The 26039-nt window shown below is 65.4% G+C and carries 22 protein-coding genes; 13 read left to right on the forward strand and 9 right to left on the reverse strand.

What is annotated here, in order from left to right; all coding sequences use genetic code 11:
* Positions 1-192: 192 nt before the first annotated feature.
* From BVG12_RS24170 to BVG12_RS24185, 4 genes are all read left to right on the forward strand, one after another.
* On the forward strand, positions 193-831 hold the full coding sequence (locus tag BVG12_RS24170) for an ANTAR domain-containing response regulator (RefSeq protein ID WP_075794610.1): 639 nt from the start codon (positions 193-195) through the stop codon (positions 829-831).
* Positions 832-894: 63 nt separating this feature from the next.
* Positions 895-2001: an S-(hydroxymethyl)glutathione dehydrogenase/class III alcohol dehydrogenase gene (locus tag BVG12_RS24175; protein ID WP_075794611.1), complete on the forward strand. Its 1107-nt coding sequence runs from the start codon at positions 895-897 to the stop codon at positions 1999-2001.
* A 218-nt stretch (positions 2002-2219) separates the two neighbouring features.
* Positions 2220-3995 carry a M56 family metallopeptidase gene (locus BVG12_RS24180; RefSeq protein WP_075794612.1) on the forward strand — a complete coding sequence of 592 codons (1776 nt, stop codon included), beginning with the start codon at positions 2220-2222 and terminating at the stop codon, positions 3993-3995.
* 129 nt (positions 3996-4124) lie between these two features.
* Positions 4125-6185 (forward strand): M13 family metallopeptidase, encoded by a 2061-nt coding sequence (locus BVG12_RS24185; RefSeq protein ID WP_075794613.1) that lies wholly within the window; start codon positions 4125-4127, stop codon positions 6183-6185.
* Between the two features lie 191 nt (positions 6186-6376).
* Here the strand turns inward: BVG12_RS24185 and BVG12_RS24190 are convergent, their stop codons facing one another.
* Positions 6377-6889, reverse strand: coding sequence for a hemerythrin domain-containing protein (locus BVG12_RS24190; protein ID WP_075794614.1), 513 nt, complete (start codon positions 6887-6889; stop codon positions 6377-6379).
* A gap of 168 nt (positions 6890-7057) precedes the next feature.
* On the reverse strand, positions 7058-7600 hold the full coding sequence (locus BVG12_RS24195) for an SRPBCC family protein (protein WP_083685355.1): 543 nt from the start codon (positions 7598-7600) through the stop codon (positions 7058-7060).
* A gap of 268 nt (positions 7601-7868) precedes the next feature.
* Between BVG12_RS24195 and BVG12_RS24200 the strand changes: the two genes are divergently transcribed.
* Positions 7869-10187 (forward strand): UvrD-helicase domain-containing protein, encoded by a 2319-nt coding sequence (locus BVG12_RS24200; protein ID WP_075794615.1) that lies wholly within the window; start codon positions 7869-7871, stop codon positions 10185-10187.
* Between the two features lie 105 nt (positions 10188-10292).
* Here the strand turns inward: BVG12_RS24200 and BVG12_RS24205 are convergent, their stop codons facing one another.
* The 3 genes from BVG12_RS24205 to BVG12_RS24215 all read right to left on the reverse strand — a co-directional run bounded on the left by BVG12_RS24205 (position 10293) and on the right by BVG12_RS24215 (position 12522).
* Complete coding sequence (locus tag BVG12_RS24205; protein ID WP_075794616.1) at positions 10293-11060, reverse strand: BPSS1780 family membrane protein; 768 nt, start codon at positions 11058-11060, stop codon at positions 10293-10295.
* Positions 11057-12016: a homoserine kinase gene (locus BVG12_RS24210; RefSeq protein ID WP_075794617.1), complete on the reverse strand. Its 960-nt coding sequence runs from the start codon at positions 12014-12016 to the stop codon at positions 11057-11059. The genes BVG12_RS24205 and BVG12_RS24210 overlap by 4 nt, the downstream gene beginning before the upstream one ends.
* A gap of 62 nt (positions 12017-12078) precedes the next feature.
* Positions 12079-12522, reverse strand: a complete 444-nt coding sequence (locus BVG12_RS24215) for a DUF2782 domain-containing protein (RefSeq protein ID WP_075796532.1) — start codon at positions 12520-12522, stop codon at positions 12079-12081.
* 332 nt (positions 12523-12854) lie between these two features.
* Between BVG12_RS24215 and polA the strand changes: the two genes are divergently transcribed.
* Entirely contained in the window at positions 12855-15614 is a 2760-nt protein-coding gene (gene polA, locus BVG12_RS24220) for a DNA polymerase I (RefSeq protein ID WP_075794618.1), read from the forward strand.
* Between the two features lie 92 nt (positions 15615-15706).
* Here the strand turns inward: polA and BVG12_RS24225 are convergent, their stop codons facing one another.
* Positions 15707-16090 carry an alpha/beta fold hydrolase gene (locus BVG12_RS24225; RefSeq protein WP_075794619.1) on the reverse strand — a complete coding sequence of 128 codons (384 nt, stop codon included), beginning with the start codon at positions 16088-16090 and terminating at the stop codon, positions 15707-15709.
* 234 nt (positions 16091-16324) lie between these two features.
* Here BVG12_RS24225 and BVG12_RS24230 point away from each other — a divergent pair, with 234 nt between their 5' ends.
* The 4 genes from BVG12_RS24230 to BVG12_RS34230 all read left to right on the forward strand — a co-directional run bounded on the left by BVG12_RS24230 (position 16325) and on the right by BVG12_RS34230 (position 19520).
* Positions 16325-17527 (forward strand): DUF4382 domain-containing protein, encoded by a 1203-nt coding sequence (locus tag BVG12_RS24230; RefSeq protein ID WP_075794620.1) that lies wholly within the window; start codon positions 16325-16327, stop codon positions 17525-17527.
* Between the two features lie 104 nt (positions 17528-17631).
* Positions 17632-18438, forward strand: a complete 807-nt coding sequence (locus BVG12_RS24235) for a dienelactone hydrolase family protein (RefSeq protein WP_075794621.1) — start codon at positions 17632-17634, stop codon at positions 18436-18438.
* Between the two features lie 156 nt (positions 18439-18594).
* A complete protein-coding gene (locus BVG12_RS24240; RefSeq protein WP_156895879.1) occupies positions 18595-19296 on the forward strand; it encodes a ZIP family metal transporter in 702 nt (233 codons plus the stop codon).
* An 80-nt stretch (positions 19297-19376) separates the two neighbouring features.
* On the forward strand, positions 19377-19520 hold the full coding sequence (locus BVG12_RS34230; RefSeq protein ID WP_156895721.1) for a hypothetical protein: 144 nt from the start codon (positions 19377-19379) through the stop codon (positions 19518-19520).
* Between the two features lie 38 nt (positions 19521-19558).
* Here the strand turns inward: BVG12_RS34230 and BVG12_RS24245 are convergent, their stop codons facing one another.
* Genes BVG12_RS24245 through BVG12_RS24255 form a run of 3 tightly spaced genes read right to left on the reverse strand, consistent with a single transcriptional unit; the run spans position 19559 to position 22472 of the window.
* Positions 19559-20422 carry a sulfurtransferase gene (locus BVG12_RS24245; RefSeq protein WP_075794623.1) on the reverse strand — a complete coding sequence of 288 codons (864 nt, stop codon included), beginning with the start codon at positions 20420-20422 and terminating at the stop codon, positions 19559-19561.
* A gap of 9 nt (positions 20423-20431) precedes the next feature.
* Positions 20432-21343, reverse strand: coding sequence for a DMT family transporter (locus BVG12_RS24250; protein ID WP_075794624.1), 912 nt, complete (start codon positions 21341-21343; stop codon positions 20432-20434).
* A gap of 13 nt (positions 21344-21356) precedes the next feature.
* Positions 21357-22472, reverse strand: coding sequence for an aromatic ring-hydroxylating oxygenase subunit alpha (locus BVG12_RS24255; protein ID WP_075794625.1), 1116 nt, complete (start codon positions 22470-22472; stop codon positions 21357-21359).
* Positions 22473-22941: 469 nt separating this feature from the next.
* On the opposite strand from BVG12_RS24255, the gene BVG12_RS24260 reads away from it, so the two are divergent.
* Genes BVG12_RS24260 through dxs form a run of 3 tightly spaced genes read left to right on the forward strand, consistent with a single transcriptional unit; the run spans position 22942 to position 25976 of the window.
* Positions 22942-23214 carry an exodeoxyribonuclease VII small subunit gene (locus BVG12_RS24260; protein ID WP_075796533.1) on the forward strand — a complete coding sequence of 91 codons (273 nt, stop codon included), beginning with the start codon at positions 22942-22944 and terminating at the stop codon, positions 23212-23214.
* Positions 23211-24107: a polyprenyl synthetase family protein gene (locus BVG12_RS24265; RefSeq protein ID WP_075794626.1), complete on the forward strand. Its 897-nt coding sequence runs from the start codon at positions 23211-23213 to the stop codon at positions 24105-24107. The genes BVG12_RS24260 and BVG12_RS24265 overlap by 4 nt, the downstream gene beginning before the upstream one ends.
* Positions 24108-25976, forward strand: coding sequence for a 1-deoxy-D-xylulose-5-phosphate synthase (dxs, locus tag BVG12_RS24270; RefSeq protein WP_075794627.1), 1869 nt, complete (start codon positions 24108-24110; stop codon positions 25974-25976).
* The last annotated feature ends 63 nt before the right edge of the window (positions 25977-26039 follow it).

Consider the following 26039-nt stretch of genomic DNA (forward strand, 5'->3'; position numbering starts at 1 on the left):
TGCAATTGCTTTTCAATCGTGCGCGCCCCCTGTTGCGCCCGGGTCGCACTGATGTTGCGCCAGCGCAGAACGGTTGAATTTGTTTGACTTGGCCGCTTGTCAACGTGACATATTTTTGGCGCGCCACAGCGCCATGCGGTCTTTTGCGCCGCAGCAGGCGCATTTATCTTCATCGCAGCGAGAACCACAACAATGAGCGCGCCTGTTCCTGCCCGACGCCTGATCCTGCTCGTCGACGACGATTCCCTCCTGCTCGACTACCTGGTGGCCGTGCTGGGCCATGCCGGCTACGACACGCTGACGGCGAGCTCGGCTGCCGAGGCGCTGCAGCACGTGGCCGAACGCGAAGCCGACATCGCGCTGGCGCTGCTGGACGTCAGCATGCCCGGCATGTCCGGCCTCGACCTGGCGCGCCGTCTCAAGGACCACACGTCGGTCGCCTTCATGTTCCTGTCGTCGGTCGACGATGCCGAGACGGCCCGCCAAGCCGCCAGCCATGGCGCCGTCGGCTTCGTCGTCAAGCCGGTCGATGCCGCGCGGCTGCTGCCGGCCTTCGAATCCGCGCTCGCGCGCGCCGACGAGATCCGCCAGCTGCGCCGCACCGAAGCGAACCTGAACGCGGCACTCACGGCCGGCCGCGAGACGAGCCTCGCCGTGGGCCTGTTGATGACGCGCTTCCAGACCGACCGCAACACCGCGTTCGAGGTGCTGCGCGACCATGCCCGGTCGAGCCGGCGCAAGGTCAACGAAGTCGCCGAACAGCTCGTCGCTGCCGAGGAATTGCTCAACGGCCTGCATGGGGCGTTCGCGGCACGATTGAAGGTGAAATAGCGTTCCGCACCTGCCTTGGTATCATGGCAAACTTTCGTTCATCATTTTCCAGGGACAGAAACCATGAAAACCAAGGCAGCGATTGCATGGCAGGCGGGGAAGCCGCTGACGATCGAGGACGTCGAGCTCGAGGGTCCCAAGGCCGGCGAGGTGCTGGTCGAAGTCAAGGCGACGGGCATCTGCCATACCGATTACTACACGCTGTCCGGTGCCGACCCGGAAGGCATCTTCCCGGCCATCCTGGGCCATGAGGGCGCGGGCGTCGTCGTCGACGTCGGCCCGGGCGTGACGAGCCTGCGCAAGGACGACCACGTCATCCCGCTGTACACGCCGGAATGCCGCCAGTGCAAGTTCTGCCTGTCGCAGAAGACCAATCTGTGCCAGGCCATCCGTTCCACGCAGGGCCGCGGCCTGATGCCGGATGCGACGAGCCGCTTCTCGCTGGACGGCAAGCCGATCTACCACTACATGGGCACCTCGACCTTCTCGAACTACATCGTCGTGCCGGAGATCGCGCTGGCTAAGGTCCGGTCCGATGCGCCGTTCGACAAGATCTGCTACATCGGCTGCGGCGTGACGACGGGCATCGGCGCCGTGATTTTTACCGCGAAGGTCGAGGCGGGCGCCAACGTCGTCGTGTTCGGCCTGGGCGGCATCGGCCTGAACGTGATCCAGGCGGCGAAGATGGTCGGCGCCGACAAGATCATCGGCGTGGACATCAACCCGGGCCGCGAAGCCATGGCGCGCAAGTTCGGCATGACCCATTTCGTCAATCCGAAAGAGGTCGACAACGTCGTCGACACCATCGTCCAGCTGACGGACGGCGGCGCCGACTATTCGTTCGAGTGCATCGGCAACGTGACGACCATGCGCCAGGCGCTGGAATGCTGCCACAAGGGCTGGGGCCAATCGATCATCATCGGCGTGGCGGAAGCGGGCAAGGAGATCGCGACGCGTCCGTTCCAGCTGGTCACGGGCCGCGTGTGGAAGGGGTCCGCGTTCGGCGGCGCGCGCGGGCGCACGGACGTGCCGAAGATCGTCGACTGGTACATGGAAAACAAGATCAACATCGACGATCTGATCACCCACCACCTGCCGCTCGACCGGATCAACGACGGCTTCGACCTGATGAAGAAGGGCGAATCGATCCGCTCCGTCGTCGTGTACTGATCCTCCGTTTTTGCGCGGCGCCGCCGGGCGCCACATCCTCGCATTTTCCCCGCTTTTTTCCCGCCTGTTCCGCACTTCGTGCAGTCTGTCGCACGCGCGTCGCCGCGTGCCGTCCATCCCGCTATCGTGGCCTGCATCGCATCGCGCGAACTTCTAGAACAAAATTTCTAGACAAAATTTTCTAGTACGTTCATACTGCGTCACGAAAGGAGATCCCGATGGCACGCGCACTCACTTCCAGCCTGGCCTGGGCGCTGCTGGACTTCGTCTGGCAGGGCGCGCTCGTCGGCTGCGCGGTCGCCGTCGTGCTGGGCCTCATGGGCCGGGCGCGGCCGCAGTGGCGCTACGGCGTCGCCTGCGCGGCGCTGCTGCTGTGCGCGGCGTTGCCGGTGGCGGGGACGATCACGCGGATGCAGGCCGGTGGGGCTGCCGCGGACGTCGCCACGCAGGTCGCGCCGGGACACACCGGGCCGCGTCGGGCCACGTCCGCGACGCTCGTCCGCCTGCTGCCGGACCGCCTGGCACCGACAGCCTGGCGCGCGCGCTGGCACGACAGCTTGCAGCCGCGCCTGCCGCTCGTGATGTCGTGCTGGGCCTGCGGCGCGGCGGTGCTGGCGTTGCGTCTGTTGCTGGGCCTGGCCTGGGTGCGGCGGCGCAGCCGGCCCGGCGCCTACCGGATCGATGCGGCCTGGCAAGCCACGCTCGCGCGCATGGCGAGCGAATTCGGCATCGCGCGCGGCATCGTGCTGGGCGTCGTCGACGATCTGTCCGGCCCCGTGACGGCCGGCTGGTGGCGGCCCGTCGTGCTGGTGCCGGCCGCGCTGCTGACGGGCATGCCGGCCCCGCTGCTGGAAGCGCTGCTGGCGCACGAGCTGGCCCACGTGCGGCGTCACGATTACCTGGTGAATCTGTTGCAAAGCGCGATCGAGATCCTGCTGTTCTATCACCCGGCCGTGTGGTGGCTGTCGCACCGCATCCGGGTGGAGCGCGAACTCGTCGCCGACGATCTGGCCGCGAACCAGCTGGGCGAACCGCGGCGCCTGGCACTCGCGCTGTCCGAGCTGGACCTCGTCCGGCGCTCCACTGTAAACCTTGCCCCTGCGGCACACGGAGGAAATCTCATGTCCCGAATCAAACGCCTCGTTCGTCCCGAAGCCGAACCGTTCCAGTGGAAACTGGCGCTGCCCATCCTGGCGCTGGCCCTGTCGGCCGGCGCCTATGCCCAGGCCGGCCCCGCGGCGGATGGGCCCGCCGCGCATCCGCGCACCGTCAGCCACCCGGCCGTACCCACCGAGCGGGGCGAGCCGTATGCCATCGTACGCGAAGGCGACCACGGCACGAGCATGACGGGCGACAGCGCCGACTGGTCCGCCGTCAAGCGGCTGCGCAAGCAGATCGATGGCGACTTCCTGTGGTTCCGCGATGGCGGCAAGACGTATATCGTGCAGGACGCCGGCGTGCTGGCGCGGGCGCGCGCGGCCTGGGAGCCTGTCGAGCGGCTCGGCAAGGAGATGGAGGGCTATGGCCGCGAGATGGACAAGCACGGCAAGGCGATGGATGCGCTCGGCAAGGAGATGACGCGCGCCGCCGCCGGCATGAAGCCGGACGAGACGAAGATCCATGCGATCGAGCGGCGCATGAATGAGGTGGGCAGCCGGATGGGCGACGTCGGCAGCCGCATGGCGTCGGCCGACGATGCCGGCCGGGCGCGCCTCGACCGCGAGATGGCCGACCTGAACCGGCAGATGGCCGAGCTGAACCGGCAAATGGCCGCGGCGACGCAGTCCGACGGTCAGCGCGCGGCACAGCGTTCGATGGACGAGATCGGCCATCGCATGAACGACGCGGGCAAGCCGATGGATGCGCTGGGCAAGCAGATGGATGCCCTCGGCAAACGGATGGACGCCGAAAGCCGTACGGCCGACAAGACCGTCCGTGCGCTGATCCGCGAAGCGCTGGAGAAGGGGCTGGCGCAGCCCGCGCCGCAGGCGTAAGCGTGTCGATTGCATGCGGTGAACGCATGCCGTCCCGGTTCCGGTCGTGACATGCATATATTGCTGTGCCGATTCGTGTGTGGCACGATGCCGTTTCGACCTTTAACGTTTTATCAATCCGGATATCGCATGCGCCCAGTCCGCCTCGCACTTCTTCTGGCTTTTGCCGGCACCTTGACTCTCGCCAACGCCCAGGAGCGTCCGGCCACGTCTTTCCCGTACACGCCGGGCCTGGACGTGAACTCGATGGACCGCAACGCCGACCCCTGCGTCGACTTTTACCAGTACGCCTGCGGCGGCTGGATCAAGAACAATCCGATCCCGGCCGACCAGGCGCGCTGGTCGGTGTACGGCAAGCTGGCGCTGGACAACCGCCGTTACCTGTGGGGCATCCTCGAGGACTTGTCCAAGCGCCCGGACGGCCGCAACGCGAACCAGCAAAAAATCGGCGACTACTTCGGCGCCTGCATGGACGAGAAGGCCATCGAGGCGCGCGGCGCCGCGCCGCTGACGCCCTATTTCGACGAGATCGCGAAGCTGCACTCGAACCGCGACCTGCCGCGTGTGCTGGCGCGCCTGCATCTGGCGCTGGCCGATCCGGGCCTGTTCTTCGGCTTTTCGTCGAGCCAGGATTTTGCGGACTCGTCGCGCGTGATCGCGTTCGCCTCCGCCGGCGGCCTCGGCTTGCCGGACCGCGATTCGTACCTGAAGACGGATGCCAAGTCGAAAGAGATCCGCGCCAAGTACGTCACCCACATCGCGAACACGTTCAAGCTGCTGGGCGATGCGCCCGCTGATGCGCAGCGCAACGCCGCGCGCGTGATGCGCATGGAGACGACGCTGGCAAAAGCGTCGCTGCCCGCCGTCGACAAGCGCGATCCGTATAAATTGTTCCACAAGGTCGACGCGAAAGGCTTGCAGGCCTTGAGCCCGGGCTTCGACTGGCACGCCTACCTGGACGAGCTGGGCGAGGGGAACCTGACGACGTTCAACGTCACGGAACCCGCGTTCTTCAAGGCGCTCGGCAAGATGTGGAAGGCGGAAGGCGCGGACGCGACGCGCACCTATCTGCGCTGGCACGTGGCGCGCAATATGTCGCCGGTGCTGGCGTCGAACTTCGACAACGAACACTTCGATTTCTTCAGCAAGACGCTGCGCGGCGTGCAGCAGCAGCAACCGCGCTGGAAGCGTTGCGTCGCGCTCGTCGACCACCAGCTGGGCGAGGCGCTGGGCCAGGAATTCGTCAGCCGCGCGTTCTCGCCCGAGCTGAAAGAGAAGGCGCTGCACATGACGCGCCAGATCGAGGACGCGATGAAGCAGGACATCGATGAACTCGACTGGATGAGCGCAGAGACCAAGCAGCAGGCGCAAAAGAAACTGGCCGCCATCGTCAACAAGATCGGCTATCCGGACAAATGGCGCGACTACGGCGCCTACATGGTCAAGCCGGGCGATTTCGCCGGCAACGTCGAGCGGGGCAACCGGTTCGAGGCGCGCCGCCAGCTGGCCAAGATCGGCAAGCCGCTCGACCGCACGGAATGGGGCATGACGCCGCCGACGGTGAACGCGTACTTCGATCCGCAGATGAACGACATCAATTTCCCGGCCGGCGTGCTGCAGCCGCCGCTGTTCGATCCGAAGATGGATGATGCGCCCAACTACGGCAACACGGGCGGCACCATCGGCCACGAGCTGACCCACGCCTTCGACGACGAGGGCCGCCAGTTCGACGCCAACGGCAATCTGAAGGACTGGTGGACGAAGAAGGATGCCAAGGCGTTCGAGGAGCGGGCCCAGTGCATCGTCGACCAGTACGCGCAGTACACGGTCGTGGACGACATCAAGATCAACAGCAAGCTGACCTTGGGCGAGGACGTCGCCGATCTCGGCGGCCTGATCCTTGGCTGGATGGCCTGGCAGGCGGAGATGGCTTCGATGCCGCAGAAAGCCCAGCCGCAGCCGCTGCGCGACGGCTTGACGCCGGAACAGCGCTTCTTTGTCGGCTACGCGCAATGGGCCTGCGAAAACGATCGTCCGGAAAACCTGCGCGTGAGCGCGATGACGGACCCGCACTCGCCGGGGCGCTACCGCGTCAACGGGTTGGTGGTGAACATGCCGCAGTTCCAGCAGGCGTTCCAGTGCAAGGCGGGGCAGCCGATGGTGAAGGAAAAACGGTGCAGGGTGTGGTAAGAACCCGTCAGTCCCGGCACTGCCGGCAATGACTGCCTCGGAAGCGGGAATAGTGCCTCCGGCACTATTCCCGCCATACTGAGCAACAAAATTTGGTATGTTGGGAGCACTACAGTGTGCTTGGTCGACCGACTTCGAAAGTTCAGTATGGGTTCCCGCCTACGCGGGAACGACGGTAGGTGGCGTCACACTCAGCGTCGCACACCCCGGTCGCTGAGCTGCGCCTGCATGTGCACCAGGTTCGCTTCGAAAGCCTGCATCTCCAGCCCGATCGACGTCAGGTCGAGGGCCGCCTGCCTGAGTTCCGGGAACAGCTGCGTTTCTTCCTGGCGGATGTGGCTCAGGACAACATCGATCAGTTCGCGCACCAACGGCTCCGCGCGCGCTTCGTCCATCGACATGCCTTGCAGCGTGGCCAGCAGGTCGTCGACGGCGAGGTGGTCTTCCTCGTAGCGGGCGACCAGGTTCGGGTCGACGCGGCGCACGCCCGGATAAAACACGCCTTCCTCGAGGCGCGAGTGCATGTGGATGGCCTGGATCAGCTGGGTCGCCGCCTGTTTCTTGACGTCGGCGCTTTCGGTGTTCTGGTATTTCTCGGCGAGCTTGCGCACCAGATCGTGGTCGCGCAGCAGGGCCTTGACCGGATTGTCGACCGGGAACGCGTCATGCGATCTCGGTCTTCCGGAGTCATCTGTCGTTGCCATGGGAACTCTCCTCAACGTATGCCCGGCATATTCCGATATGCCGTCAGGGTTTCATCCTACTCCCCGTCACCCACGCGGCATGTTCGGCAACGCACCCAAGGACACTGTGGCAACGCCCGCTTCAAAAAAACGCCGCCTCGCGGGCGGCGCTGTCATGCGGGACGACGGTCAGTGCTGCGAGATGCTGCCGCGCCAGGCACCGGTTTCCTTGCCGCGTTTCTCGAGCATGTCCTTGAACTTCTGCAGATTGCCGCGGGCTTCCAGGCGCACGGCGCCGAGCGCGTCGCCGATTTTCTCGGCCGCGCCCTCGGGCTGGTAATCCATCTGCAGCGTGATGCGGGTGACGTCGTCGGACAGTTTGTGGAAGGTCACCACGCCGCCGTTCGGCACGCCGCTCGTGCTGCGCCAGGCGATGCGCTTGTCCGGGATCTGTTCCGTGATCTCGGCATCCCACTCTTTTTCCTCGCCGGCCACATTGGCCTTCCAGTGCAGGTGCTTGTCGTCCAGCTGGCGGACTTCATGGACGCTGCCCATGAACTGCGGAAAATCCTCGAACTGGGTCCACTGGTTGTAGGCGGTACGCACGGGGACGTTGACCTCGATGGTTTCGACGATCGACGAGCCCATGCCCGATTTGTTTCCTTTGAGTTTTTTAGACAGCATCATGCCGCCGACGGCCAGCGCGGCGACCGTCACTACACGGTTCAGCATTTTTACCTCCTTATGCCAATAGCGTTCACTTGCGATACACAAAAGTGGCCCACGCCTGTCAAAGGCTGGACCGATGAAAAACCCCATCTGTCGTCAAACTACGTGAAAAGAGAGCATCATGGCGCCCGCGAGCCTTGCGGAAACATTCAGAGTTCGATGACCCGCCTGGCGCGGACCCGTCCCGCAGCTGTTGTGATACTGTATATATATTCAGTAAAAATGCCGCCGCGGCGATGCCGAGGGCGGGTCACGACGTTATAATGCCCGCATGAATCTCCTCGACAATCTGAACCCCGAACAACTGGCGGCCGTCACGCTGCCGTCCCAGAGCGCCCTCATTCTTGCCGGCGCCGGGTCGGGCAAGACGCGGGTGCTGACCACCCGCATCGCCTGGCTGATCCAGACCGGGCAGGTGTCCCCGGCCGGCATCATGGCCGTGACCTTCACCAACAAGGCCGCCAAGGAGATGCTGACCCGCCTCTCGGCGATGTTGCCGGTGAACACGCGCGGCATGTGGATCGGCACGTTCCACGGCCTGTGCAACCGCCTGCTGCGCACGCACCACCGCGACGCGGCGCTGCCGCAGACGTTCCAGATTCTCGATTCGCAGGACCAGCTGTCGATGATCAAGCGCATGCTCAAGGCGCTGAACGTGGACGACGAGAAATACCCGGCGAAGGACCTGATGTACTTCATCAACAACGCCAAGGACCGGGGCCAGCGCGCGCACGAAGTCGAAGCGTACGACCACGTGCAGAAACGCATGGCCGAGCTGTACGACCTGTACGACCAGCAATGCCAGCGCGAAGGCGTTGTCGACTTCGCCGAGCTGCTGCTGCGCGCCTACGAGCTGCTGCAGCGCAACCACCCGCTGCGCCAGCATTACCAGATGCGCTTCCGCCACATCCTCGTCGACGAGTTCCAGGACACCAACGACCTGCAATACAACCTGCTGAAACTGCTGGCGGGCCACGGCGAGCAGCGTGGCGGCGCCCTGTTCGCCGTCGGCGACGACGACCAGAGCATCTATGCGTTCCGCGGCGCCAATGTCGGCAACATGCAGGCGTTCGAGCGCGACTTCGAAGTCAAGAACCTGATCAAGCTGGAGCAGAACTACCGCTCGCACGGCAACATCCTCGACAGCGCCAACCACCTCATCTCGAACAATGCGAAACGCCTCGGCAAGAACCTGCGCACGGACGCGGGACTGGGCGAGCCGGTGCGCATCTACGAAGCGTCGTCCGACCTGGAAGAGGCGCAGTGGATCATCGACGAGGCCAAGAGCCTGATGGCGGAGGGCGTGTCCAAAAGCGAGATCGCCGTGCTGTACCGCTCCAACGCGCAGAGCCGCGTGATCGAGCACGCGCTGTTCGCGGCCGGCCTGCCGTACACCGTGTACGGCGGCCTGCGCTACTTCCAGCGCGCCGAGGTCAAGCACGCCATCGCCTATCTGCAACTGATGGATAACCCGCACAACGATTCCGCCTTCTTGCGCGTCGTGAACTTCCCCACGCGCGGCATCGGCGCCCGCTCGATCGAGCAGCTGCAAATGGCGGCGGAGACCTATCGCGTGTCGCTGTACGCGGCCGTGCCCTACATGACGGGCAAGGCCGGCACGGCGCTCGGCAATTTCGTCAAGCTGATCGAAAGCGCGCGCTTCGAGACCCAGCAGCTGCCGCTGCCGGAGATGGTGCGCGTCGTGCTCGAACGCAGCACTTTGCTGGCGCATTACGCCAACGAAAAAGAGGGCCAGGAACGCATCGAGAACTTGCAGCAGATGGTCGGCGCCGCCACGCAGTTCGTGCAGGAAGAGGGCTTCGGCACGCAGACGCCGGCGCACCTCGGCCCGCAGGCGCTGGCCGCGAGCGGCACGGCGATCGTCGACGGCGACGGCGTCGAAGTGCTCGACGCGGACGCGCCGCTGTCGACCGTGATGTCGCCGCTGTCCGCCTTCCTCGCGCACGCGTCGCTGGAGGCGGGCGACGCCCAGGCGCAGGCCGGCCAGGAAGCGATCCAGCTCATGACCGTGCACTCCGCGAAGGGGCTGGAGTTCGACGCCGTGTTCATCACGGGCCTGGAAGAGGGGCTGTTCCCTCACGAGAGCAGCGCGCGCGAGATGGACGGCGTCGACGAGGAACGCCGCCTGATGTACGTGGCGATCACGCGCGCGCGCCGCCGTCTGTACATGAGTTTTACGCAGCAGCGCATGCTGCATGGCCAGACGCGTTTCAACATGAAGTCGCGCTTCTTCGACGAGCTGCCGGAACACGCGCTGAAATGGCTGACGCCGCGCGTGCAGACGAACTGGTTCGCCGGCCGCAAGTCGACGACGGCGTGGGACGACGCGGATTTCCGTGAAGGCGGCAGCGACAACCAGATCGCCAAGCAGATCGCGCAGAAGTCGGCCAACGGCAACGGCACCGGCTGGCGCATCGGCGAATCGGTGAGTCACGCGCGCTTCGGCGAGGGCGTGATCGTCAACATCGAGGGCGGCGCCGGCAGTGCCCGCGCACAGATCAATTTTGGCGCGGCGGGGATGAAAGTGCTCGACCTGTCGGTGGCCAAGCTCGAACGGGTCGGACGGTAGTTCAAACGACGGTTGAACGCGTGGACGGCAAGCGGTCCACGCTACGGTAGCGTGGACGGGGCTCCCGTCCACGCGTCCATGCGGCGTATGCCGGCCACGAACGAATCACGCCGGCTGCGGTGCCTTGTCGTAGGGCTTGCCGAAAATGGTGCGGTACCCCGCGTACATCGCGCATTGCAGCAGCAGCACGAACAGGAAGATCAGCCACATGAGCACGACGCGTCCCAGCGCGGCGTCGCCGAACAGCAGCGCGGCGATGATGCACACGCCGAAGAAGATGGCGAACCAGGCCGCCAGCAGCACGAGGAACGGGCGCGCCGTGCGGATGACGGCGAAGAAGCTGTAGAACGTGGCCTTGCCCGGCCCCATGTGCTTCCAGTAGGTGAGCGGGGCGGCGAAGCACAGCGTCACCAGCACGGCCACGTCCAGCAGGAACACGCCGAACAGCGCCAGCATGTGCGACGTCTGGATGTCGGGCGGGGTCTTGGCGTCGGGGCGGGGCATCATCTGCATGAGCACCTCGGGCGGGATCGCCAGGCGCGTGACCACCATCATCAAGAGCGACACGCCCAGGTAGACGAGGCCCAGCTTGCACAGCGCGGCCAGCGCCGGCTGGCGGAAGCCCGTCAGCAGGACGGACGGGGTGACCCGGTCGCCGTTCTCGATCATCAGGCAAGCCTGCATGAAGGCCATCGAGAACGACGGAATCAGCACGACCGCAAGTACCGAACCCAGGAACGGCACGGCCGACAGGGCGATGCTGAACAGGATATTGGCGAAGAGGAGCGTCGTCAGGGCTGCGGGCTGTTTGCGGAACAGGCCGATGCCTTGTTTCAGCCACTCCCATCCGGTACGTGCGGGCAAATCGTTCATGCTGTGAGGTCGGGGGCGCCGGTGGCGATGCGTTCGCGTAGAACGCGTTCGAAGTGGGTCGGATCGTGCGGGGTCAGCATCTCGGCCTCGCGCGGACGGTGGAAATCATACAGGCGCGACAGCCAGAAGCGCAGCGCGGCCGCGCGCAACATCGTCTGCCATGCGGCCCGGTCGGCGGCCGTGAACGGACGGACCGCGTGGTAGGCGCGCGTCAGGGCCAGCACGCGGGCGTCATCGAGGCGGCCGGTGTCCAGGTCGATGCACCAGTCGTTGACGGTGACGGCCAGGTCGAACATCCAGGCATCCCAGCCGGCGAAATAAAAGTCGAAGCAGCCGGACAGGCGTTCGCCGACGAACATCACGTTGTTGCGGAACAGGTCGGCGTGGACCGGGCCGCGCTCCAGTTGCGCATACGTCGTGCCGGCCGCAAAGTCGCGCTGGAATGCCAGCTCCGACTGCAGCAGCGCGGCCGTGTCCGCGTCGAGATACGCCAGCACCTTGGGCACCGTCTCGATCCACCAGTCCAGGCCGCGCAGGTTCGGCTGGTGCAGCGGGAAGTCGCGGCCGGCCAGGTGCATCTTCGCCAGCATCGTGCCCACTTCGGCGCAATGGACCGGCTGCGGGTCCATTTGCGAGCTGCCGTCGAGCTTGCTGACGATGGCGGCCGGCTTGCCGTGCAACGCCACCACCAGTTCGCCCGCGTCGTTCGGCACGGGCGCGGGCACGGGGATGCCGCGCTCGGCCAGGTGGCGCATCAGCTGCACGTAGAAGGGCAATTGCTCGAAGTCGAGGTTTTCGAAGATGGTGAGGACGTACTCGCCGCGTTCCGTCGTCAGGAAGAAATTGCTGTTTTCGATACCGCTCGCGATACCCTTGAGCGTGAGGGCTTTACCAAGAGGAAATTGCTTGATCCACTGCGAGAGGTCATCCAGCGTGACCGGGGTGAAGACTGCCATTGTGTAAGAAAGAAAAGTCGCGGTAGCGGCCACGCTCGGTGGCCGGTCTTGTTGACGGCTTGTTACTTCTTCTCGGGCTCGGCGGTAGCCGGCATGGGAGGAGGAGGCGGCGCCTCGGCCGTCGTCGGGGCATTCGTGCCGGATTCGCTCGTGGCTTTCCGCTTGCCCGACAGGTCGAACTCACCCACCTTCCACTGCGGCGCGCGGATCGAATTCGTCTGCGCGTTGCCGGGCTGGGCGTTCGGTTTCATGTAGTAATGGCTGCCACCGGGTGTGGTGACTTCGACTTCGGTGACCTGGCCGCCGTCGCGCGTTTCCTTGATCTGGGTGCCGCGTTTCGGCGGGATGTTGGTCGCCGGAACGTCGCTACCCGGTTCGATGCGATCGAGCCTGGGCGGTGCCGGGCTGGGCGTCGGTTGCGCGGTCGACTGTTGAGCCGCGGCCAGTCCTGCCTGGCAAGCCAGGAACAGCGCAAGAATGGCGAGGCGGGAGGAGGTACGCGGCATGATGATCACCTTTGTCGTTTAGTCCATTGTAACAAACAGCGCCAGTTCTCTGTGAAAAGTGTGGCTTCGTCCCCATATGGATGACACGCCGCCAGCCCGGCTAATTCCGGTCGGTCAGCGTGTGTTCCGTCGTTTCCGGCATTGCCGGAAACGGCTTCCCGCCATGCTGAGCGTCTTGATCCGCTCAATATGGGGCCCCGCTTCCGCGGGGACGACGGGGTCACGTGACCGGCATTAGCCAACCCGGCCGGCTTGCGTTTTCTCCACCCCCGATTCTGCGATAATGGCGCACGTTTCGCCGTGCCGCCGCGGCCCACTCTTTATTCTGCCTTATGGACAACACCCTGCTTCTCGTCGACGGTTCCAGCTATCTCTATCGCGCATTCCACGCGCTGCCCGACCTGCGCAGCCCGGACGGCTACCCGACCGGCGCGATGCACGGCATGGTCAACATGCTGCGCCGCCTGCGCGCGGATTTCCCGGCCGCGTACATCGCCTGCGTGTTCGATGCCAAAGGCAAGACGTTCCGCGACGACCTGTACCCGGAATACAAGGCGACGCGCGCGTCGATGCCGGAAGACCTGGCCAAGCAGATCGAGCCGATCCACGAAGTCGTGCGCCACATGGGCTGGCCGATCCTGATGGTGGAAGGCGTCGAAGCGGACGACGTCATCGGCACGCTCGCGGCGCAGGCGACGGCGCGTGGACTGAAGACCGTCGTCTCGACGGGCGACAAGGACCTCGCCCAGCTCGTCAACGACAAGGTCATGCTGATCAACACGATGAGCAACGAGAGGCTCGACGAAGCCGGCGTGCTGGCGAAATTCGGCGTGCCGCCGAACCGCATCATCGACTACCTGACCCTGATCGGCGACACCGTCGACAACGTCCCCGGCGTCACCAAGTGCGGTCCCAAGACGGCCGTCAAATGGCTGGCGTTGCACGGTTCGCTGGACGGCGTCATCGAAAACGCCCACACCATCACGGGCGCCGTCGGCGAGAACCTGCGCGCCGCGCTGGAATGGCTGCCGAAAGGCCGCGAACTGATCACCGTGAAGACGGACTGCGACCTCGTCGGCCACGTCGTGTCGATCGAAGAGACCCTCATCGGCCGTCCGGAAGACAAGGACGCGCTGCGCGACTTTTTCCAGCGCTACGGCTTCAAGACCATGCTGCGCGAGATCGGCGCCGGCAACGCGGCCAAGTACGGCACGCCGGGCGCGCCGGCACCTGCGCTCAATTCGCCGGAAGGCGCCGCGGACACGCAGCCCGGCATGCCGATCATCAAGGGCGAGTACGAGACCGTCACGACGATGGAGGCGTTCGAGCGCTGGCTGGACCTGATCGACAAGGCGGCGCTGACGTCGGTCGACACGGAGACGACGTCGCTCGACCCGATGACGGCCGAGATGGTCGGCATCTCGCTGTCCGTCGAAGCGGGCAAGGGCGCGTACATCCCGCTCGCGCACCGCTACGCCGGCGTGCCGGAACAACTGAACCGCGAAGAAGTCCTGGAACGCATGAAGCCGTGGCTGGAAAACCCGGACAAGCCGAAAGTGGGCCAGAACCTCAAGTACGACAGCCACATCTTCGAGAACCACGGCGTGAAACTGCGCGGCATCGTGCACGACACCCTGCTGCAATCGTACGTGTTCGAATCGCACAAGCCGCACGACATGGACACGATGGCGCTGCGCCACCTGGGCTATACGACCATTCCCTTCGTCGACGTGTGCGGCAAGGGCGCGAGCCAGATCTGCTTCGACCAGGTGGAACTGCAGCGCGCGACCGAGTACGCGGCCGAGGATTCGGACATCACCCTGCGCCTGCACCAGGCGATGATCGGCCACGTGGAAAGCGACAAAGGGCTCGACTTCATCTACCGCAAGATCGAGCTGCCCACGTCCGTCGTGCTGCAGAAGATCGAGCGCAACGGCGTGCTGATCGACGCGGATAAGCTGGCGGCGCAGTCGAACGAACTGGCGGCGCGCATCATGGAACTGGAGCAGCAGGCCTATGAATTGGCCGGCGGTCCGTTCAACCTCGGATCGCCCAAGCAGATCGGCGAGATCTTCTTCGGCAAGCTGCAGCTGCCGGTGATCAAAAAGACCGCGACCGGCGCGCCGTCCACCGACGAAGAGGTGCTGCAAAAACTGGCCGAGGATTACCCGCTGCCGAAGATCCTGCTGGAGCACCGCGGACTGTCGAAGCTGAAATCGACGTACACCGACAAGCTGCCGAAGATGGTCAACCCGAACACGGGCCGCGTGCACACGAACTACGCACAGGCCGTCGCCATCACGGGCCGCCTGGCGTCGAACGATCCGAACCTGCAGAACATCCCGGTACGCACGGCCGAGGGCCGGCGCATCCGCGAAGCGTTCGTGGCGCCGCCGGGAAGCGTGATCGTGTCGGCCGACTATTCGCAGATCGAGCTGCGCATCATGGCCCACATCTCGGAAGACGAGGCGATGCTGCGCGCGTTCGCGGCCGGCGAGGACATCCACCGCGCCACCGCCGCCGAGATCTTCGGCGTGGCTCCCAGCGAGGTGCAGAGCGAGCAGCGGCGCTACGCGAAGGTCATCAACTTCGGCCTGATCTACGGGATGAGCGCGTTCGGCCTCGCGCAGAACCTCGGCATCGAGCGGGGCGCGGCCAGCAACTACATCGAGCGCTACTTCCAGCGCTTCGCGGGCGTCAAGCGCTACATGGACGAGACCCGACTGCTCGCGAAGGAGCGCGGCTATGTCGAGACGGTGTTCGGCCGCCGCCTGTGGCTCCCCGAGATCAATTCGCCGAACGGCCCGCGCCGCGCCGGCGCCGAACGCGCCGCGATCAATGCGCCGATGCAGGGCACGGCCGCGGACCTGATCAAGCTGGCGATGATCGCCGTGCAGGACTGGATCGAACAGGACGCCCTGCGCACCCGCATGGTGATGCAGGTGCACGACGAACTGGTGCTGGAAGTGCCGCAGGACGAACTCGATCTCGTCAAGCGGAAGCTGCCGGAACTGATGGGCGGCGTGGCCACGCTCAAGGTGCCGCTGGTGGCCGAAACCGGTGTCGGGAGCAACTGGGAAGAAGCGCATTAATCGTAGGGTGGGCACCCGTGCCCACCAAATGCATGCGTCGCGGTAACTCATGGCGGGCACGTGATTGATGCCCCCGGCTCAATCACCCCGCCCTACGCCTTCAGGAATTCCTCCACCAGCCGCGCGACGGCCGTCGTCCCCAGGATGTCGTAATGCGTCGTCCCGGGCACGACGGCCAGGCATGCCGCGGCGCGCAGCGAGCCGTCCATCCCCGCGTCGCGCTGGCCGCCGCCGAGGGCGCGATAACACTCGGCGATGTGGTCCGGCGTGATCGCATCCGCATCCGCGAACACCAGCATCGTCCGCGCCCGGATGGCGCCGGCCTGCGTTCGCCGGCAGCGCGGCGATGTTCGGCCGAATGCCTCGGTGGCCATGATCCCGCCGTGCAGCAGCACGAGCGGCTTGCCGGCGCCTTGTTCTTCCACGTGGATCTGCATGCCCTTGACGGTAACGCGGTTCGGGGTGGCGGTATTCATGACGGATCCTTGCATGGTCGGAGGGCTGCCATGGAGGATACGCAGGCATATTATGTTGTGAAACATATCTCGTTCATGATTTATGCTTATCGAACGGTCGTATTTACGCGACAACAAAATGCTACATCTGTAAGCAGACGTTTCAATGTGCGTTGCTTAACATAAAAATTTCCATTGGGCATGTAAATTGGGCTGACCGTCCGTGATGAGACGGGCATCCATAAAGGCAACCACATGAACAACACATTCCACCAAGCTGGGCTGCTCGCAGGCAGCGTTCTGATCGCAACGTCCCTCGTCGCATGCGGCGGCGGCGGCGGATCGGGCACGCCGGCGCCGACGACGACGGCGTCCACCGGCACCTTGAGCGTCGCGCTGACCGATGCGCCGGCCTGCGGCTTCGATGCCGTCAACGTCACCGTCAACAAGATCCGCGTCAACGCCAGCGCCAGCGCGAGCGACACGGACGGGGGCTGGACCGACATCACCCTGAATCCGGCCCGCAAGATCAACCTGCTGAACCTGACCAACGGCGTGCTCGACACCCTGGGCCAGACGCCGCTGGCGGCCGGCCACTACTCGCAGCTGCGCCTGGTGCTGGATGCGAACGCCAACACCGTCGTGCCGACGGGCGGCACCGAACAGGCCCTGACGACGCCGAGCGCCACCCAGAGCGGCATCAAGCTGGCCAACGAATTCGACGTCGCGGCCGGCCAGCAGGTCGACCTGGTGCTCGACTTCGACGCGTGCAAGTCCGTGGTCACGCAAGGGAAGGGGCGTTACCTGTTGAAACCCGTCGTGAAAGTGGTGCCGACGGCGGCCGTCGGCATTTCCGGCGTCGTCGCGACGTCGCTGCTGGGCAGCCACGTGACCGTGTCCGCGCAGCAGAACGGCGTCGTGATCGCATCCACGGTGCCGAATGCGACGACCGGCGAGTTCTTCCTGTCGCACCTGGCGGTCGGCAATTACGACGTCGTGATCACCGCCGACGGCCATGCGGCCGGCGTGGTCGGCGCGGTGCCGGTGGCGGCCAGCGGCAGCACGGTCGTGAGCGCCGCGGCGGCGCCGCTCGACTTGCCCGCCAGCACGATGGGTTCGATCGCGGGCACCGTGACCCTGCCGGCGAACGCCACCGAGGCCGCGTACGTGTCGGCCAAACAGACGTTCGCGGCCGGACCGACCGTGACCGTCAAGTACGCCGGCGCCGACCTCTCGACCGGTGCCTACACGATCGCGAACCTGCCGGTCGCGGCGCCCCGTTACGCGGCCTACAGCGCGACCCTGCCCCTGACGTTCGCGACCGCGACGACGGTGCTGCCGGGCGCCGGCAAGTACCGCGTCGAGGCAAGCGGCACGGGTTACACGACCAAGGCGATCGACGCCGTCGACATCTCGACGGCCAATGCGGCCAAGGTCGACTTCACGCTGACGCCGTAAGCATCGGCTGCCGTACGGCGTGCCGGCGCCGTACGGCTTGGCAAGCGTGTCGCGGATGGCGCTGCTAAGATAGCAAGCCTGTCATCAGCGAACGAAAGATGCAAATGAACGACAACGCAAGCGGCTTTGCGGCGGCCGCGCAGCCCATCGCGGCCCAATCCGTGATCCGCACCGACACCGAAGGCCTGGCCACGGGCACGATCAAGCTGACGGTCGGCGGCCAGGAAGTCCCCGTCTACCATGCCCGCCCGGCCGGGCAGGACAAGCTGCCCGTGATGATCGTCGTGTCCGAGATCTTCGGCCTGCACGAGCACATCGCCGACGTGGCGCGCCGCTTCGCGAAACAGGGCTACCTGGCGCTGGCGCCCGATCTGTTCGTGCGGCAGGGCGATCCGTCCACCATCCCCGACATACCGACGCTGATGGCGCACATCGTCCGCAAGGTCCCGGACGCCCAGGTGATGGGCGACATCGACGCCTGCGTGGCCTGGGCCGAAAAAAACGGCGGCGACGCCGGGCGTCTCGGCATCAACGGTTTTTGCTGGGGCGGGCGCATGACATGGCTGTACGCGGCGCACAATCCGCGCGTGAAGGCGGCCGTGGCGTGGTACGGCAAGCTGGTGGCCGACCCGAATCCTCCGGGCCAGCCGTTCCACCCCATCGACATCGCGCCGACGCTCACCGTGCCCGTGCTCGGCCTGTACGGCGCCAGGGACACCGGTATTCCAGTCGACACGGTCGAACGAATGACGGCCGCCCTGGGCACGGGAACGAGCGATTCCGCGATCGTCGTCTATCCCGACGCCGGCCACGCCTTTTACGCCGACTACCGCCCGACCTACAACGCGAAGGATGCCCGCGACGGCTTCGCCCGCGCGCTCGCCTGGTTCCGCGAACACGGCGTCGGCTGACGGCATCACGCCAGGGAGGTACAATCAGCGGTTTGCGTCCGCAGGGGATATGCGCGCGCGTCAAGAACAACAAGAGGCTTCACCATCGATCCGATTCTCATCTCCATCCTGCTGGCCACCGGCCTGGCGGGCGTGGTCAGCATCACGGCCGCCGCGGTGTTTTCCTTTACCTTGCTGGCGAAAGTCGTCGAACGCATGGTCAGCCTGTCGGTCGGCATCATGCTCTCGACCTCGCTGCTGCACGCGCTGCCGGAAGCGTTCGAATCGAAGGCCGATACGCATGCGCTGTTCGCCACCCTGCTCGGCGGCCTGCTCGCGTTCTTCCTGCTCGAGAAGGTGGCGCTGCTGCGCCATTCGCATCACCACGAGGGCGACGGGCACCATCACGCGCACGGCCACGACGCCATGCAGGCGGGACGCGCGGGCTGGATGATCCTGATCGGCGACGGCATGCACAACTTCACGGACGGCATCCTGATCGCGGCGGCCTTCCTGGCCAATCCGCAGCTGGGCATCGTCACGGGCGTGGCCATCATCGCCCACGAGATCCCGCAGGAGATCGGCGATTTCATCGTGCTGCTGAACGCCGGCTTCTCGCGCGTGCGGGCCTATATCTTCAATCTGCTGTGCAGCCTCTTGGCCGTGCTGGGCGGCATACTCGGTTATGCGACCTTGGACCGCGCCAGCAACCTGATCCCCTACGTGCTGGTGTTCGCGTCGTCGGGCTTCATCTACATCGCCGTCAGCGACCTGATGCCGCAGATGCAACGCCGGGCCACCGTGCGCGACTCCATTCCACAGGTGCTGTTGATCGGACTCGGTGTCGTGATCGTGCTTTTCCTGACGCAGGGCCATTAAGATACGGATCGCCGCGCCTGCCAGTTGACAGGGCGATTCCATGCGTCCTATGCTGAGCCGTAACCTGAACGGAGGGGAGCATGGCAAGGCTGCTGAATCAACTGGTCGTGGTACTGCGCGACAAGCCGGCGCGCTTCGGCTACGTGCTCATGGCGCTGGTCTTGACCGTCGTGTTGTTCACGCTGGCGGACGTGTTGCCCGCCCCGTACGACTTCAGTCATTGACATGAAAACGGCGCCGTCCGGCGCCGTCGTGCCCAGACTTACGCGGCGCCCGTCGCCACCGCGCGCTTCGGATCCGCCGTCCACTCGCTCCACGATCCCGGGTACAGCGCCGCACCCGTCATCCCGGCCACTTCCAGCGCGAGCAGGTTGTGGCAGGCCGTCACGCCGGAGCCGCATTGCATGATGGCGTTCTTCGGATCGCCCACCGCCACCCCCAGCTCCGCCTTCAGCTGATCCGGCGTCTTGAAGCGGCCGTCGGCCTGCAGATTGTCCTTGAAAAAGCGGTTCTTCGCGCCCGGGATATGGCCGCCGACCGGGTCGATGGTCTCGTTCTCGCCGCGGAAGCGGTCCGGGGCGCGCGCGTCGACGATGGTCTTGCCGCCGTGTTCCACGTTGTGCAGGATCGCGTCCACGTCGACCGTGGTCACGAGGGCCGGGCGGGCAGAGACGCCACCGCGCGCGCGCGGGGCCGGGGCATCGGTGACGACGGGCTGCCCCGCAGCCTGCCACGCGGGCAAGCCGCCATCCAGCACGGCGACGGCCTCAATGCCGACCCAGCGCAGCATCCACCACAGGCGCGCGGCGTACATGCCGCCGTGCGCGTCGTACGCGACGACCTGGGAATCGTCGTTCACACCCCAGCCACGCAGCAGTTCGATGAACGCGTCCTTCTCCGGCAGCGGATGGCGGCCGCGGAAGTTCCCGGCCGCGTCGCGCTTGGCGCCCGACAGTTCCGTCTCCATGTCGGCGAAGACGGCGCCCGGGATGTGGCCGGCCGCATAGGCTGCGCGGCCGGCGGCGAGGTTCATGAGGTCGTGGCGGCAGTCGACGACGACCCACTTGGGGTCATTCACGTGCGCTGCCAGTGCGGCGGGTTCGATCAGGGTCGTGTAGCTGGACATGGCACTCCTTTATTCGCTGGCGATGGGGTCGGTTTCCTTGACGACGGCGCCGCGCGCCGTGCGCGTCGTATTGTAGAACGTCGCGGCGATCCCCGAGGCGAGGATCACCCCCATGCCCAGCCAGACGTGCCAGTCGAAGACGTCGCCCCACAGCACCATGCCCCACAGGCTGGAAAAGACGATGCCCGTGTACTGCAGGTTGGCGACGACGAGCACCTTGCCGATGCGGTAGGCGCGCGTCATCGCGATCTGCGCGAACAGGCCGCTGGCGGCGATGCCCAGCAGCAGGCCCATGCCGTGCCAGGATTGCGGGCGGAACGTGCTCATGCCGTTGCCGAGCAGCGAGCCGACGAGCCCGGCGAGGCCCATCGTGACGGAAAAATAGAACACGACGCGGTATTCCGGTTCGCCCATCTGGCCCAGGCGGCGCACCTGCATATACGCCATCGCGGCGATCACGGACGAGGCGATGGCGACCAGGCCGCCGATCCATTCGTGGGTCGCGACGGCCGGCCGCAGCACGAGCGTGACGCCGACGAAACTCATCGTGATCGCGAGGGCCAGCGGCCACTCGGGCAAGCCCTTGCCGCGCCACCAGCCGATGAAGAACATATACGTGGCGAGCCAGATCGGCGCCATGTAGTTGAGGGTGACGGCGGTGGCCAGCGGCAGTTTCGCGATCGCGTAGAACCACAGCCACAGCGAGAGGACGCCGACGACGCTGCGCCACAGGTGTTCTTTGGGGAAGGGTGTCTTGAACGAACCGCCCTGCAGGCGGATCATCGGGAACAGCAGAAGGCCGCCGATGAAACCCCGGTACATCACGATTTCCGAGGTCGAGTAGAGTGAGGAAGCCAGCTTCACGCACGCGCCCATGGCGGCGAACAAGAAGCTGGCGAACAACATCCAGAGTGGCGCCATCAGTGATTAACCATCACATCCCCGGAGGAATATTGTCGAGCTTGCTGCGATACCACTCGTGGAAATGCTGCATGCCGTCTTCCATCGGCGACTGGTACGGACCCGCCTCGGTGACGCCGCGCTCCATCAGCGCCTTGCGGCCGGCGTCCATGCGCAGGGCGATCTCGTCGTCCTCGACGCATGTTTCCATGTAGGCGGCACGCTCCGCGTCGACGAATTCGCGCTCGAAGAGGACGAATTCCTCCGGATAGTAGAACTCGACCACGTTGCGCGTCTTTTGCGGACCCAGCGGCCACAAGGTCGACACGACGAGCACGTTCGGATACCACTCGACCATGATGTTCGGATACAGGGTCAGCCAGATCGCGCCATACTTCGGTGCCTGGCCGTTGTGGAACTTGAGGACCTGTTCCTGCCATTTTTTATACGCCGGCGAGCCGGACTTCTGCAGGCCGCGATGCACGCCGACGGTCTGGACGCTGTAGCCCGGCCCGAATTCCCAGCGCAGGTCGTCGCAGCTGACGAAGTTGCCCAGGCCCGGGTGGAACGGCTCGACGTGGTAATCCTCCAGGTAGACCTCGATGAAGGTCTTCCAGTTGTAGTCGCAGTCGTGCACCTCGACGTGGTCGAACATATAGCCCGAGAAATCCAGGTCCTTCGTCACCGACAGCTTGCCCAGCTTGTCCATCACGTCGTAGCCGTTCTGTTCGAACAGCAGGCCGTTCCAGTTCTGCAACGGCGTTTTGGACAGGTTCAGGCAGGGCGTGTCCGCGAAATGCGGCGCGCCGATCAGTTCGCCCTTGAGGTCGTAGGTCCAGCGGTGCAGGGGGCAGACGATGTTCTTGGCGTTGCCGCGGCCATTGAACATCAGCGCCTGGCGGTGGCGACACACGTTCGACAGCAATTCGATGCCGTGCGCGTTGCGCACCAGCATGCGACCCTCGTTCTCCGATTTCAGGGTCGCGAAATCGCCCGCCTCGGGCACCATCAACTCGTGCCCGACGTAGCGGGGCCCCTTGAGAAACAATTGCTGCAATTCGCGCTGCAACAGCGCTTCGTCGAAATAAACATTTACCGGAAGCTGGGCGAGCGAACGCGCCAGCTTGGCGTGGGTAGCCAGATCGGACATCCCAACCCCCCTTTACACAGATTTCAGCCAAAGAAGAGAAAGAATCCGAGAACCAGTATTTTCAGGGGAGCATCGAGACATCCAGCGCGCGCTGCAACGTGGTCGAGCGGCCGCGCTTGAGGCGTCGCATCCCGACCAACAGTGCTGCCGCTTATTTGGAGTTCTCGCTCCTTTAAAGAGCAGAATACGGTATTTCGGAGACAGAACCGGAGATTATAGCCTGTAAAGGGCCCTCCAGTCCCGGACCTGCGCGGGATTGTGGTACGTGGGTGTTCAAAAATTGCCTAAACGGCATCGTTTTCATGAATCCCGAGGCGCTTTGCGATAAAATGTATCCTTGCTTGCAAGTTGGCGGCGACAGGCGCACCGTTCGTGTCGAAACAGGATTGTTTAAAATAAGCGATTAGACTGGCGCGCCGCGCACAGGTTGCGCGTGGCGCGGCCCGGCCCCGAATCGATCAAACTCATTATGCCAAATAAAACAAACGCGGAGAGCGCCGCTGCGCCGGCCGCCGCGAACCCGCCCGAATCCTTCGAGCAGGCGATGGCCGAACTGGCCCAACTCGTGACGCAAATGGAAAGTGGGCAATTGCCCTTGGAAGCCTCGGTCGCGGCGTATGCACGCGGTTCCGAGCTCGTGCGCTATTGCGCGGTCCAGCTGGAAAAGGTCGAATCCCAGGTCAAAGTGCTGGAAGGCGAGATGCTGAAACCGTTCAGCACCGACGGCGAGGACGACGTATGAGCGCGCCCCAGGAGTTCCAGGCCTGGATGAAGGCCGTGCAGGCGGATGCCGAATCCGCCCTCGACCGCTTCCTGCCTCCAGCCACTCAGGTGCCGGCCAAGCTGCACGAAGCGATGCGCTACACGGTGCTGGGCGGCGGCAAGCGCGTGCGTCCGCTGCTCGTGCACGCGAGCGGCGCCCTGTTCGGTGCCGATGCCGACGCGCTGGCGCGCAGCGCCTGTGCCGTCGAAATGATCCATGCGTATTCGCTCGTGCACGACGACATGCCGTGCATGGACGACGACGCCCTGCGCCGCGGCAAACCGACCGTGCACGTCGCCTACGACGAAGCGACGGCGCTGCTCGTCGGCGACGCGCTGCAGGCCCAGGCCTTCGACGTGCTGGCCGGAACCACCACCGTCCCGCCCGCGCGCCTCGTGACGATGGTGCGCCTGCTGGCCGAGGCGGCCGGATCCGCCGGCATGTGCGGCGGCCAGGCGATCGACCTGGACAGCGTCGGCCTCAGCCTCACGCTCGAACAGCTGGAGCGCATGCACCAACTGAAAACGGGCGCGATGCTGCGCGTGTCCGTGCTGCTGGGCGCCCTGGCCGGCCGCGACCTCGCGCCGCACGAGCTGGAAGCCTTGGGCGCGTACTCGCGCGCGATCGGCCTCGCGTTCCAGGTCGTGGACGACGTCCTCGATGCGACCGAGGACTCGGCCACGCTGGGCAAGACGGCCGGCAAGGACGCGGCGGACAACAAGCCGACCTATGTGTCGATTCTGGGGCTGGAGCCGTCGAAGGCGCTGGCCGGACAATTGCGGCAGCAGGCGCACGACGCGCTGGCGCCGTTCGGAGAACAAGCACTGCGGCTGCGCGAGATCGCGGACCTGATCGTGCAGCGGAAGGCATAAATGAAACTGCTAGATACCATCAACTACCCGGCCGACCTGCGCAAGCTGCCGCGGACCCAGCTCACGCCGCTGGCCAATGAACTGCGCCAGTTCCTGCTGGATTCCGTGTCCAAGACGGGCGGCCACCTGTCGTCCAACCTCGGCACCGTCGAGCTGACGATCGCGCTGCACTACGTGTTCAACACGCCGGAAGACCGCATCGTGTGGGACGTCGGCCACCAGACTTATTCGCACAAGATCCTCACGGGCCGGCGCGACCGCATGCCCACGCTGCGCCAGCTGAACGGCCTGTCCGGCTTCCCCAAGCGCGACGAAAGCGAGTACGACACGTTCGGCACGGCGCACTCGTCGACGTCGATCTCGGCGGCCCTCGGCATGGCGCAGGCGGCCAAGATCAAGGGTGAAAAGCGCAAGGCCATCGCCGTCATCGGCGACGGCTCCATGACCGCCGGCATGGCGTTCGAGGCCTTGAACAACGCGGGCGTCGAGGACGACGTCGACCTGCTCGTCGTCCTGAACGACAACGACATGTCGATCTCGCCGCCGGTCGGCGCGCTGAACCGCTACCTGGCGCGCCTGATGTCGGGCCAGTTCTACGCGGCCGCCAAGAACGTCGGCAAGACGATGCTGCCCGCGCCCATGCTGGAACTGGCGAAGAAGCTGGAAGAGCACGCGAAAGGCATGGTCGTCCCGGCCACGATGTTCGAGGAATTCGGCTTCAACTACATCGGCCCCATCGACGGCCACGACCTCGATTCGCTGATCCCGACGCTGGAAAACATCAAGCGCCTGAAGGGCCCGCAATTCCTGCACGTCGTGACGAAGAAGGGCCAGGGCTACAAGCTGGCCGAGGCCGAACCGATCCTGTACCACGGCACCGGCAAGTTCAATCCGAGCGAAGGCATCAAGCCGGCCAAGGCATCGAAGATCACGTACACCGAGGTATTCGGCAACTGGCTGTGCGACATGGCGTCCGTCGATAAACGCCTGGTCGGCATCACGCCGGCGATGCGCGAAGGCTCGGGCATGGTGCGCTTCAACGCCGAGTACCCGGACCGCTACTTCGACGTCGGCATCGCCGAGCAGCACTCGGTGACGTTCGGCGCCGGCCTGGCGACGGAGGGCATGAAGCCGGTCGTCGCGATCTACTCGACCTTCCTGCAGCGCGGCTACGACCAGCTGATCCACGACGTGGCGCTGCAGAACCTGGACGTGACGTTCGCGCTGGACCGCGCGGGCCTCGTCGGCGCCGACGGCGCCACGCACGCCGGCAACTACGACATCGCCTACCTGCGCTGCATCCCGAACATGGTCGTGATGGCGCCGTCGGACGAGAACGAGTGCCGCAAGATGCTGACCACGGCCTACCGCCACGAAGGCCCGGCCGCCGTGCGCTATCCGCGCGGCGCGGGCGTCGGCGCGGCCATCGATCCGGCGCTCGACGTCCTCGACATCGGCAAGGGCGTCGTCCGCCGTGAAGGCAAGGGCGTCGCGATCCTCGCCTTCGGCTCGATGGTGGCGCCGAGCCTAGGCGCCGCCGAAGGCTTGAACGCGACCGTCGCCGACATGCGCTTCGTGAAGCCGCTGGACGTCGACCTGGTGAAACAGCTGGCGTGCGACCACGACTACCTGGTGACGGTGGAAGAGGGGTGCACGATGGGCGGCGCCGGTTCGGCCGTGGCCGAGGCCCTCGCCGCCGAAGGCCTCGTCAAGCCCTTGCTGATCCTGGGCCTGCCCGACCGCTTCATCGACCATGGCGACCCGGCGCTGCTGCTGGCGTCCGTCGGCCTGGATGCGCACGGCATCGGCGCATCGATCCGTGAACGCTTCGGCATCGGCGAGCCGCGCCTGGTGGTCAACAATATCTGAATCGCGTAGGGTGGGCATCCGTGCCCACGCGGGCGCGGGCGGTCCGCATACGTCGCGCGTGGG

The sequence above is a fragment of the Massilia putida genome (genome assembly GCF_001941825.1).
In the GTDB taxonomy this organism is placed as follows: domain Bacteria; phylum Pseudomonadota; class Gammaproteobacteria; order Burkholderiales; family Burkholderiaceae_D; genus Telluria; species Telluria putida.